General features: G+C 55.3%; 10 protein-coding genes and 1 pseudogene. 7 read left to right on the plus strand and 4 right to left on the minus strand.

What is annotated here, in order from left to right; translation table 11 throughout:
* Positions 1-26: 26 nt before the first annotated feature.
* Complete coding sequence (locus ASD36_RS28980; protein ID WP_156393933.1) at positions 27-671, plus strand: class I SAM-dependent methyltransferase; 645 nt, start codon at positions 27-29, stop codon at positions 669-671.
* A gap of 621 nt (positions 672-1292) precedes the next feature.
* On the plus strand, positions 1293-2105 hold the full coding sequence (locus ASD36_RS28985) for a response regulator transcription factor (RefSeq protein ID WP_060511407.1): 813 nt from the start codon (positions 1293-1295) through the stop codon (positions 2103-2105).
* Positions 2106-2252: 147 nt separating this feature from the next.
* Here the strand turns inward: ASD36_RS28985 and ASD36_RS28990 are convergent, their stop codons facing one another.
* Together ASD36_RS28990 and ASD36_RS28995 are read right to left on the minus strand one after the other, a co-directional pair.
* Positions 2253-2933: a sugar transferase gene (locus ASD36_RS28990; protein ID WP_060511405.1), complete on the minus strand. Its 681-nt coding sequence runs from the start codon at positions 2931-2933 to the stop codon at positions 2253-2255.
* Positions 2934-3370: 437 nt separating this feature from the next.
* Complete coding sequence (locus tag ASD36_RS28995) at positions 3371-4294, minus strand: glycosyltransferase family 2 protein (RefSeq protein ID WP_060511403.1); 924 nt, start codon at positions 4292-4294, stop codon at positions 3371-3373.
* 528 nt (positions 4295-4822) lie between these two features.
* Here ASD36_RS28995 and ASD36_RS29000 point away from each other — a divergent pair.
* The 5 genes from ASD36_RS29000 (at position 4823) to ASD36_RS29020 (ending at position 10196) form a co-directional block, all read left to right on the plus strand.
* On the plus strand, positions 4823-6436 hold the full coding sequence (locus ASD36_RS29000) for a Wzz/FepE/Etk N-terminal domain-containing protein (protein ID WP_082562866.1): 1614 nt from the start codon (positions 4823-4825) through the stop codon (positions 6434-6436).
* A gap of 3 nt (positions 6437-6439) precedes the next feature.
* Positions 6440-7228, plus strand: a complete 789-nt coding sequence (locus tag ASD36_RS29005; protein ID WP_060511401.1) for a CpsD/CapB family tyrosine-protein kinase — start codon at positions 6440-6442, stop codon at positions 7226-7228.
* Positions 7229-7311: 83 nt separating this feature from the next.
* Positions 7312-8505: a UDP-N-acetylglucosamine 2-epimerase (non-hydrolyzing) gene (wecB, locus tag ASD36_RS29010; RefSeq protein WP_060511399.1), complete on the plus strand. Its 1194-nt coding sequence runs from the start codon at positions 7312-7314 to the stop codon at positions 8503-8505.
* 248 nt (positions 8506-8753) lie between these two features.
* Positions 8754-9041, plus strand: a complete 288-nt coding sequence (locus tag ASD36_RS29015; RefSeq protein ID WP_060504588.1) for a hypothetical protein — start codon at positions 8754-8756, stop codon at positions 9039-9041.
* A gap of 258 nt (positions 9042-9299) precedes the next feature.
* Entirely contained in the window at positions 9300-10196 is an 897-nt protein-coding gene (locus ASD36_RS29020) for a Hint domain-containing protein (protein ID WP_244489887.1), read from the plus strand.
* Positions 10197-10288: 92 nt separating this feature from the next.
* On the opposite strand, the gene ASD36_RS31635 is transcribed toward ASD36_RS29020, so the two are convergent.
* A partial coding sequence (locus ASD36_RS31635; protein WP_244489888.1) for a M10 family metallopeptidase C-terminal domain-containing protein occupies positions 10289-10567 on the minus strand: 279 nt, incomplete at its 5' end.
* Position 10568: 1 nt separating this feature from the next.
* Positions 10569-11389 (minus strand): annotated as a pseudogene (locus ASD36_RS31640) (calcium-binding protein); the annotation flags it as partial.

The following is an 11389-nucleotide window of genomic DNA, read 5'->3' on the forward strand; positions in this document are numbered from 1 at the left end:
TGGCACGCATTGGGGGCCCAGACGACATGAAGGACCTAACGATTAGCCGCTTCAGAACTGCTCGCGGGCGCATTCTAAGACGTCAGATCGAGAGACTTGCCGATCACCTGGGGAGGCCTGTCGCCATTCTGGACGTTGGCGGGCGGCCGGACTATTGGGAAAACGTTGGACATGAGCGTATTAGCGAAATCCGGCTTTTGAACATAGATGAGAACGAGATCGACCGGCACGGATTGTCGAATCTCTTTACCAGTGAGATCGGCGATGCCCGTGACTTGAAAGGGTATGCCGATAAGTCGGTTGACCTGGTTCATTCCAACTCGGTGATCGAGCATGTCGGTGCGTGGCCCGACATGAGCGCGATGGCATCGGAAATGCAACGTGTAGGGCTTTCCGGATGGATACAGACGCCAGCCTGGGAGTTTCCCATCGAGCCGCATTTCCGGCTTCCTTTCCTGCACTGGTTTGCTCCACCCATCCGCCGTGCCGCTCTTAAATTGTCGAGGGACTATGGCGCTTCGGACATCGCCGTGCGGCGTTACCACACGGATCGGATTAACCTCCTGTCCTACAGCGAAGTCAGAGCCCTGTTTCCCAAGGGCGATATATATGTCGAGAGATTTATCTTCTCGAAAAGCTATTCCGCTCGATGGGGACCGGTGGGCGAATGAAGGCGCCGTTCTCACGCGCAGGAGTATAGGCTGTCGGGTCGCCACGTTTACCGTGGCGATGAAGGGCAAGTTGTCGGGCTGGCGCGGTGGACGATTTTGCAAGCGTAGCGCCGTCAGCTGGTGCGCTTAATTGTCCACGGAAAAGGCAAACCCGGAACCTGATTTGAATCTGCTGGGCGCATCTCCTGAAACAGTAATAATACAAATTTAATATTTAAAATACTTCAGCGTTATTCGCATCATTGTGATTTCATTGAATATGCTGGGTCTCTCCAGTCTCGGCGAGTTTGCAAAATCCCCCCTTCAGTCTTTGGCCGGCGAGCTTGTGCTGGCAAAACCCGTAGAAAGGTATTGGCCATTTTCGCGAACGGCCCCCTTCTTCATTCCTTCTGGAATGGATTCCTTTCTGCCAGGGAAAACAAATAATTTAAGGAATCATTCAAATACTAGGCAACGCCGGTAATTTGTGTAATATAAGGAACTGCGAATAGATATTTTGATTTTTTAGAAATGTATCACAGGTTGAAGTCATAGTAAGAATCTGGGGCTGGCGCGTGCGTTTTTTAACGACCTTGGCAAAAGACAAGGGCTGTTGCATGTGCGTTTTGGGAGTAAATACGTATGAGCTCACTATTAATGACAAATGGCAAGGACATATCGAGTAACCTTTTTCATTCTCTAGCAGTTGATCCTCCTCATACTGAAAATGATAAAAAAACCGGTGAGTTGCCACGGGGCCGCTCGCTTTTAATTATTGACGATCGCGCACTTGACCGGCAATGCCTTGCTTACTGCATCTCTGCCCATAAGATGGATATGGATGTTCTCGCTTTCGGTTCGGTGAACGAATGGGAGCGCAAGCGGCATGACTACCCGCCACTGGCTGCCGTCCTGCTGAATGTAGGCGGGAAAAAAATTGGTGATACTGGGGTGTCCGAGGAAATCACCAGGCTGTCTTCAGCCTTTGAAGCGCCCATCATTGTTCTCGCTGATGCTGATGACCTCCCGCAAATAATGAAGGCGTTGGAATGCGGAGCAAAGGGTTATATTCCATCTTCCGTCAGTATCGACGTCTGTATTGAAGCGATCGCTCTTTCAATGGCAGGCGGTATCTTCGTGCCGGCCAGCAGCGTATTTGCAATGCGACAGGCAATTGAGACCGGAAGTCCGGCTGCGCGTCCGTTGACAGGCATGTTCACGGAACGGCAGGCCGAAGTCGTTGAGGCACTACGGCGTGGCAAGGCCAACAAGATCATCGCCTACGAACTCAATTTGCGGGAAAGCACCGTCAAGGTGCACATCCGCAACATCATGAAGAAGGTCAAGGCGACCAACAGGACCGAAGTCGCTTACAAGATCAAAGATCTCTTCCCGCTTTCTTCTGTTTCCGCCAACGAAGGACGGAATGAGACGATGAAGGGAAGTGAGCACTAACATCCAAAAATTCTGATCCCGGCTGGTCTTCATGTATGTTGGGAAGAAGATCATTTGGATTTGGTCCGTTCGTTAAATAATCAGTGTCAAATAATCAGCAAAGCACCAGGTCGTCTTGGTGCTTTGCTTTTTAGTGCGGGCCTTTTTTCAAAGACCCGTCCCTTTGAGGACAACCATTGGCGTCAGGAACAGAATCCACAAATCAGCACTGAAGGACATCATGGCCGAATAGCGGGTGTCATGCATCGCGCGCTCGACGAAGGTGCACGCATTGCGCTCACTGATTTGCCATAGGCCAGTCAAGCCGGGGCGCATGTTGAAGTAGGCCGTTCCGGGATAATGTTGCCGCTGTTCGGGAAGCATTGGACGCGGGCCAACCAGACTCATATCTCCAGCAAGGATATTCAGCAGTTGCGGGAGTTCATCAATTGAATATTTGCGCAGATACTTTCCCAGCCACGTAATGCGGGGATCGTTCTCAAGCTTCTGCTTGGTTTCCCATTCCGCCTTCGCGGAGGGGTCGGTATCCAGATATTCTTGCAGCCTCTTGTCCGCATCGACGGCCATCGTCCGAAGCTTCCACAGATTGAAGATCTTCCCGCCCTTTCCAACGCGTGGTTGCGAGAAGAAGGCCTTTCCGCCGTTCACCTGGATCAGCAGGGCAAAAACTCCGACGATCACCAAAGCGAATGGCACTGCCAGCAACGTCGCAGTGACGTCAAAAAAACGTTTGGCTGTAAGGTAGAGCGACCGGGGTTTGGTTTTTCGGTTGTATGTCGGGCTATGTGCAACAAGCCGTAATGGATATCTTAGATTGCTTTCCGACATAACGCCTCCAAAATGGCTTCTTTTTGAAAAGAACCGCACAAGGGGCGTGCAAAATTTAGTATAACATTGAATTTGGAGGAATATGTATTTCCTCTTTTTCGTGTTTATTGCCCCAATAGCCGTTATTAATCAGATATTAACCATTGGTGGAAAAATCTCAATAAATCTAATCTAAACAATTCGATGTATGTCTGGTTGTCGTGAGAAATGTCCGGATTTTAAATTCAGGGATTATCCGCTCATCCGAGAGGTTGCGGCCGGGTGGATGACAGGAAAAGGCACGGCGACCTCACCGGCGCAGGGTGCTTTGGAACGGCGCGCAAGGTGCATTCGACCAAGTTCTGTCAGCTTGAACGCGTGCCGTGTGAGGGTTGGAAGGGGACGTGAGCGTGCCTGTTGCAGGCCGATTTCCTGGAAGCATGCAACGTGGAGATAGCTCAAGATCCTTCGCGGTTCCAGTTTTCGACAAAGCGGCCTGCATCGCCATGAAACACTAGGCCGAACATCCGGCGACCTCTATGAACCCGAATACGGGTTAAGCATGCGAGCGCGAGCATGCGATTTCGGATGCCAGATACGCGATCCGTCGTGAGGATTTTGAAGGTCTCGGCCAACGGTGAGCCGACAACAAGGATGCCATCGACAAGCCAGCGCAGCATCGCCCCTCGGTCTCCGGCAACTTTGCGGAATTCGTGTGCCACGTGCCGGTCCCATCGACGCGCCAGATCGGCAAACGACTTGCACGAGGGGGTAAGAACTCTTGCCTCGGGCAGAAAGATAATGCGGTGGCCTCTCGCCGTTGCCCGTTGTCCCCAGTCGGTATCCTCCATCGTCGAGATCCCGCCGAAAGGGCCTACTGACTGAAAAACCTTCTTTCTGACCGCCATGTTGCCTGTTGCGGCAAATCCGTATTGTTCGACGTAAGCGCGTGCGCGGTAGCTATAGATACTTTCATAGGATTCAATCGCGCTCGGATATCGGGGGTCCGTAACCAAAATTCCGATATCGCCGCCGAGAAGAGCGACGTCGGGCTTGTTCGCCATCAGGCTGACGATCTCCTTTACCCAGCCGGGCTGAGCGACGCAGTCACAGTCGATAAAAGCCAGTAGGTCCGCGCGCGCGAGATCGGCGCCACGATTGCGCGCCGGTCCTGGGCCGGGAACAGTCTCACGCTCTAAACGGAGATCTGGAATACCGGCACATGCCGCCGTAGGCATTTCCGCCGAGCCGTTGTCCACCACAATGATCTCGAACGGAATGCCATCTGCGCGTTGTGCATCCAAAGAAACAAGGCACTGGCGCAGATCGTCCGGTTCGTTGAGGTGAGGCACAATCACGCTGAGCTGCAAAGGAGGTAGCATAATAGGGGTTTCCTACTGGATTCAGGCCAGGCTTTGATTTCGACAGCGATGCACCCCCGGCCACGGCAACACCTGCCAATTTCCACTACGGCCGATCGTCAATGTGCTCCTCACAGGATGAACGGAATGACCGAGCGTAGGAAGACGGTCTGGTCTTCGCCTTGAGGCGCATCAAGATTAGTCTCACCATGCACTTTAGGAGGACCCGGTCCTGCGCCAGAAAACCGGATAAGCCTTTCGGTGGGCGGCCGGGCATAAGCGGAGTTTCCGCTTACCTCCTGTCACATGCCGGCAAAGCCTCGAATGCGCCGGGTTGCCTGGAGTGAGGCGTTCCGACGCTGATTGGCAGCCACGCAGACTGAGAGGCGATCTACAGGATAGGTAGATCAGGTACGTCCAAAAGTACTAATTTAGCAGGCGGTGCTCTGCCACTCACCCTACATTGACCATCTGTTCCGCGATTTCGAACCACTGAACAATGAACATGGCCACAGTACTGGTCTGGCTCAGAAGTTGGGTGTCTGCGTAATGGGTAATATAGACTTAAAATTCTACTTCTCGATCCTGCTGCGAAGGCTGCCTTATCTCATGGCGATTGTGATCGCGGCCTTGGTGTCGGCTATCGCGGCGACGCGTTTCATTTCACCGGTCTACAGTTCGAGTGCCAAAATCCTGTCCGAGGCGCCACAGATTCCGGCTGAACTTGCACGTTCAACCGTTCCGCTCGGCGCAGTTGAACAACTGCAGATACTCCAGCAGCAAATCACCACCAGAGACGATTTGCTTGCGCTGGCAACCAGGCTGGCAGTCTACGACAGTGCGGAGAACAAGCCTCTCGAGGACGATATCGTCAGAGATATGCGGTCCCGGATAAAGTTTGAGCAGCTGCAGTTTGACACACCGGGCCGCGATCAGGGAGCAACTGTTTTCAGTGTGTCCTTCCTGGCCGGCAAGCCTGATATGGCGGCCAAAGTGGCCAACGAACTGGCTGCAATGATTCTGAACAGAAATCAGCGCCAACGGACGGATCGTGCCGGAAGCACGTTGCAATTCTTCAACCAGACCGTCGCAAGGCTATCCTCCGATTTGAACAAGCTCGAAACGGATATCCTCAAATTCAAGACCGAAAACAAAGACACCCTTCCGGAAAGTCTCGATTTTCGCCGTACACAGCAGGGTAGCCTACAGGCAAGGTTGATTTCGCTTGAACGCGAAGAACCCGATCTTCGCATGAAACGAGGCAACCTAGTCGCGACATATACCAATGCCGGGCAGTTTGTCGGAGCGGTTCCGCTCACGCCGGAACAACAAATTCTTGCGGATCTCAATCGGTCGCTCGCGGAGCAGCTCGCAATCTTTTCGGAGACAAGCCCTAATATACAGGCTTTGCGCGCGAGGATCGCGGCGCTGCAGAATAACCTGTTGTCCGGGCCTTCGCAGGGGAAAAACAGCGAAAATTCGCCTCCTGCCAGACAGGCCGCTCCCTTTGGTCTCGATCTGCAGCTGGCGGATATCGATAATCGTCTCCAGGCCGTGGACGCAGAAAAGACCTCCGTCATCCGTGGCATCGAAGATCTGACCCGCTCGATTGCTGGCACCGCCGCCAGCGAAACCGCCCTGAATTCAATGGAGCGAAACCGCCAGAATATTCAAATGCAATACAATGCCGCCATCGCCAGGCGCGCAGAGGCCCTGACCGGCGAGCAAATAGAAATGCGTGCAGACGGCGGCCGGTTTTCACTTCTTGAATCGGCGACGCCGCCCGTCAGGGCAATCAGCCCCCAACGCACCCGCATTGTTGCTCTCGGCGGCCTGGGGGGAATTGGGCTTGGGCTGGCCATCGTCGTGTTGCTCGAACTGCTCAATAAAACAATCCGCCGGCCGGCTGAACTTGCGCAATTGCTGCAGTCGCAACCGCTCGCCACGATTCCCAGCATTAGAACCTCGGGCAAGATGCGTTCCCCAAGTCACAAGCGCCGGATAGCGGCGCTGCTTGCAGCAGGCCTGATGCCGCTTTCGTTCATTGGGGTCACTGAAAGCTCAGTGTGGCGGCGGCTCCCCAGCCACGGCACCGTCGAAGCGCAGAGAGAATGGGATGCCGCCCTTTCGAGAGCGGAAACCTTCGTCAGAGGCAGAGTTTAAATCATGGATCAAAATAGAGCATCCCTACAAGACAGTCTCAGATTGCAAAGTGGTGATCAACTGGCGGAGCAGGCAATGCAGGCATGCACGCGGCTGGGATTTGAAATCGCATGGGCAAGTCTCGAGGAGCTGGATCCAGCACCGAGTACGACTTTTCGAAGCCGGATCGTCACGATAGATCGGTCCGATCCGGCCCATGCTCCCTTCGACATGATGCGCACAAGGGTTCTGCAAAGCCTGCGTCAAAACAACTGGACGTCGATTGCGATCACCTCGCCGACAGCGTCCTGCGGGAAATCGCTGGTTGCGCTCAATCTGGCATTTAGCCTCGCACACCAACAGGACTGCCGAACGCTGCTGGTCGATCTCAATCTGAAGCGGCCGCAAATCGGCAAGATGCTCGATGTTGATGGCCAGACCTCCATGGAAGACTTCTTGAAGGGCGATGCGCAGATCCACGATGTCTTCCGGCGCTACGGCGATAACCTGGCCGTAGGTACCAACCATCAACCGGTGCAGTTTTCTGCGGAATTGCTGCAGAGTTTGGAGGCTGCAAGGATATTGCAGGACTTGCGCGTGCGCATGGGGCCAGACGTTATTTTATACGACTTGCCCCCAATGCTCTCTAGCGACGACGTGACAGCATTCCTGCCGAATGTGGACTGCGCAATTCTGGTTGCGGCAGCAGAACACAGCACGTTTACCGAGGTCGATCGTTGCGAGCGGTATCTGTCCGAGCGGACGAACATGCTCGGGGTTGTTTTGAACAAGTGCCGATATTGCACCGATTGATGACGAAATCCGAATAGGGGTGAGAGTGTCTCTTGTTCTTACCCGCCAAAGTGATTGCCAACGCTGGATCAAAGGAAATTGGCATGCGCAAAATACTCGTCGTCTATGGCACTCGACCGGAAGCGATCAAGATGGCTCCATTGGTCCATGCACTCGCTTCCTCGCGCCATTGCACGCCCATCGTCGCAGTGACCGGTCAGCACCGTGAAATGCTTGATCAGGTCAATCGGCTGTTCGAAATTCAACCCGACCATGACCTCAACATCATCACGCAGGCGCAAACGCTTGAGAGTGTCACCGCTCGCGTTCTTGCCGGCGTTTCCAATGTCATTGAAATCGAAGCGCCCGACGCGCTTGTGGTCCAGGGTGACACGACAACCTGTTTTGCCGCCGCGTTGGCCGCCTTCTATCGAAAAATTCCCCTGATCCACCTGGAGGCTGGACTGAGAACGGGCGAGCGCGACAACCCCTTTCCAGAGGAAATCAACCGCCGCTTGACCACTCAGCTCGCAGCACTGCATCTGGCGCCCACCCATACCTCGAAGGTTAACCTCCTTAACGATGGCGTCACAGCCGACGATATTGTCGTCACGGGCAATACTGTCATTGATGCTCTGCTACATGTGTCCGGGCGTAACACTCAGACCGAAAATCAGGATCTCCAGCGGATCACGGGCCGGAGGAGCGTTCTGGTCACGGCGCATCGGCGCGAATCCTGGGGCGAGCCGATGGCGCAAACCGCTCGCGCCATCGCGCGGCTAGCACAAAAATTTCCGGAGATTTCCTTTCTGCTTCCTGCTCATCTCAACCCGGCAGTGCGCAGCGTTCTGCTTCCCCCGCTGCAGGGGCTGGAGAATGTTCAGATTACGCAGCCGCTCGATTATGGTGACTTCGTCAAGGCCATGCGCGATTGTTCTATCGTATTGACGGATAGCGGTGGTGTGCAGGAAGAAGCCCCCACCTTTGGTAAGCCGGTTCTCGTCATGCGCGAAACCACTGAGCGGCCTGAAGCCGTTGCCGCCGGCACAGTGCGGCTGGTTGGAACGAATGAGGACCGTATCGTTAGTGAAGTGACCGAATTGCTGACGAACCGGCGGGCCTATCAGGAGATGGCGCGCGCCGTGAATCCCTATGGAGACGGGCAGGCCGCAATGCGGTCAGTCCAAGCGATCGAGCATTTCTTCGCGCTGGGAGAAAGACCGGATGAGTTCGATGCTGGACCGGGTGCCCCTCAAGCGCCAGCCGTTGCACGGACGATGAGCGGTTTTGCTGCTTAATATCAGCCTCTTTTGATAAGCATGTGGTAATGTAGTGGATGCTGGCCCAGCGTTCGTCGCAAGTCAGCCCGCTACGGATAGCTACCGGCCCTGCTGGAGAGCCGCTGGACAACACTGTTCTGCCCATCGCTGACCAGCCGGTTAAGGCTGGTCTCTCTTGTGTACGCCTTAAAGATATCTGCTCCGAAAATCTCCGTTCAAGAATGCCGGCAAATGTTTGAGTAAGTATCAAATGGAAAGCCCACGCCATGAGCGAAAACGACATGTCAAAATGGGAGGTCGACGCCGATAACAAGCTGAAGGCCTATACCCTCTTGGAATGGGGTGTAGCCGTTGGCGAACCGTATCATGTCATGTTGCGGATTGGATATGCTGTTTCCAAGTGGGAATGGGACACCTACAAGGATACCGACCGCTCGCCGCATCAGTTTCAGACGGCAATGTCTCCGACTGCGGCCAAGGAGCTTGGAGCGCTTCTCATCCTCTACGCAGAGGAGGTGGAAAATCAGGTTCCTTCAAAGGGCGAACAAAACTGACAGTGCCGATACAAGGCAAACGGCGTTCGCGCAGCCAGGCTCCCGCCTGCGCTCATCATTCGTTGATGGGCCGTCAAACCGTTGTTCAAATAGGTAGTTTTTGAAGTGGCCCTCCAGAGCGGCTGGTTTGCCTCTTCTTGCCATTCCATTCTCGGGGGAAGCACTCCACAGACAGCATAATCGGGAAGTACAACCTACTCCAAAGAGACAGGCCGCCTTCACCCCTTGCAGCGATGGCTGCTTTGGCAAGGAGAGAATATGCTGGATGCTTATCTGTTCATCAGGGGCAATTTATCGGGTTTAACCGAAAAGGAGATGACAATGTCGTCAAGCAAAGAGAAACAGACGCAAATCAATGGTGCGCGGCGGAATTTTCTCGGTTTGGCCGCAGCGACTGGGGCGAAAGTTGCGGCACTGAGTGCCTTGGCAGCAACAACCATACTGCCGGCCTCGATTGCCCAGGCGATGGGGACGCCGTGGTGGAAAAAAGGCGGCGACGGAGGCGGAAATCCCATGTGCTTTCTGTGCGGCACGTCGATCATGACTCCGAGAGGTGAAGCCAGCATCGAGAGCCTTCAAGTCGGTGATTTGGTGAAAACCGCGCGTGGCAAGGACATGGCAGTCAAATGGATCGGCCGTCACCTTTACAAGCGAAACGGTACGTCCTGGCAAGCGAGCGTCGTCCCGATCCGCATTGCGCGGCACGCGATTGACGAGCAGACACCACGCCGGGATCTCTATGTCTCTCCGGGACACGCTCTCTTGATTGATGGTGTGCTCATCAGAGCAAAGGATCTTGTCAACGGCATCTCCATTGCACCCGCGCTTCCGGATGATCGGGAGATGATTGAGTATTACCATATCGTGCTTGATACCCACGAGGCGATCCTGGCGGAGGGAGTCGCTGCCGAAACCTTCCTTCTCAAGGCCAACAATCACGAAGCGTTCACCAACTTCGGTGAATTCAAGCGCCTCCATCCTGCCGGTGAGACGACAGTCATGACGCCGTTCGCACCAATCGTGGCGCTTGATTCAGGCCGGGAACACCTGAAGGCGTTGTTGCCGATGCGGATGCGGCGCCTCTTGCATCTGCGTGAAACAGCGCGCAACGCTCGCCAAAGGTTCGCGGTTCGCGCTGAGCAACTGATCAGCTGAAATCTGAAATATAGGTCGCATCCAGAGGCGGTTTTGGGCCGCCTCTGTTTTGGTTTAAATGGGGATGAGGCCGCTTTAGCGGCCTCACTGCGTTACAGCACGAAATATCCCTTGGCGAGCGAGACGGCATCATCCAGGTGAATGGCGAAATCGGCCTTCCCGTCACCGTTGACATCACCGTAGACATAGGTGTCGGAGGCAGCCTTGACGTAACGCAGTTCTCCGGCCTTGCCGGTGAACGCCGCGGTGCCGACGTAGGCGAAGGCTTGATTGCCGGATGCTGCGGTGTTCGCATCGATCGCCGACAGATCGATCCGGTCACCGCCGGTGCCCGAGAAGTCGAAGATCGTGTCGCGGCCACTCACCGCCACNTGATTGCCGGATGCTGCGGTGTTCGCATCGATCGCCGACAGATCGATCCGGTCACCGCCGGTGCCCGAGAAGTCGAAGATCGTGTCGCGGCCACTCACCGCCACGGTCGTGTCGGCCAGCGCCTTGAAGGTAAAGGTATCGGCGCCAGCGCCTCCCGTCAGATCATCGGCCCCAGCTCCGCCATACAGCACATCATTGCCTGCTCCGCCGTCGAGGGTGTCATTGCCCGCACCGCCACTGAGCAGGTTGGCGCCAGCATTGCCGTAAAGCTTGTCGGCGTAGTTCGACCCGGTCAGCTGTTCGATCGACACATAGGTGTCGCCCTTGGCATCGCCCGTGTTGATGGCAGCATTGGCAAGACTGGCGGTCACGCCAGCCGTCGCGCTCGCATAGGACGCCGTATCGGTTCCTGCTCCGCCATCAAGCTTATCGGCGCCTGCACCACCGTCCAGGATATCATTGCCCGCCCCGCCGGTAAGCACATTGGCGCTACCATTGCCGTAGAGCTTGTCGGCAAAGCTTGAACCGGTCAGCTGCTCGATCGACACAAAGGTGTCACCCTTGGCATCGCCAGTGTTGATGGCGGGGTTGACGAGGCTGACGGTCACGCCAGTCTTCGCGCTCGCATAGGACGCCGTATCGGTTCCTGCTCCGCCATCAAGCTTATCGGCGCCTGCACCACCATCCAGGATATCATTGCCCGCCCCGCCCTTGAGCGTGTCGTTGCCAGCAAGGGCGCTGATGGTGTCATTGCCGGCAAGGCCGTCAATCGAGTCGATCCCTGCCGTGCCGGTGAGAACGTCATCCCCGCTTGTCGCGCC

Source organism: Rhizobium sp. Root1334 (assembly GCF_001426665.1).
In the GTDB taxonomy this organism is placed as follows: domain Bacteria; phylum Pseudomonadota; class Alphaproteobacteria; order Rhizobiales; family Rhizobiaceae; genus Pararhizobium.

Coding starts and splice junctions, on each gene's coding strand:
- ASD36_RS29005 (WP_060511401.1), top strand. CDS start 6,440: ATGGATCAAAATAGAGCATCCCTACAAGACAGTCTCAGATTGCAAAGT.
- ASD36_RS29000 (WP_082562866.1), top strand. CDS start 4,823: ATGGGTAATATAGACTTAAAATTCTACTTCTCGATCCTGCTGCGAAGG.
- ASD36_RS29020 (WP_244489887.1), top strand. CDS start 9,300: ATGCTGGATGCTTATCTGTTCATCAGGGGCAATTTATCGGGTTTAACC.
- ASD36_RS28985 (WP_060511407.1), top strand. CDS start 1,293: ATGAGCTCACTATTAATGACAAATGGCAAGGACATATCGAGTAACCTT.
- ASD36_RS28990 (WP_060511405.1), bottom strand. CDS start 2,933: ATGTCGGAAAGCAATCTAAGATATCCATTACGGCTTGTTGCACATAGC.
- ASD36_RS29015 (WP_060504588.1), top strand. CDS start 8,754: ATGAGCGAAAACGACATGTCAAAATGGGAGGTCGACGCCGATAACAAG.
- wecB (WP_060511399.1), top strand. CDS start 7,312: ATGCGCAAAATACTCGTCGTCTATGGCACTCGACCGGAAGCGATCAAG.
- ASD36_RS28995 (WP_060511403.1), bottom strand. CDS start 4,294: ATGCTACCTCCTTTGCAGCTCAGCGTGATTGTGCCTCACCTCAACGAA.
- ASD36_RS28980 (WP_156393933.1), top strand. CDS start 27: ATGAAGGACCTAACGATTAGCCGCTTCAGAACTGCTCGCGGGCGCATT.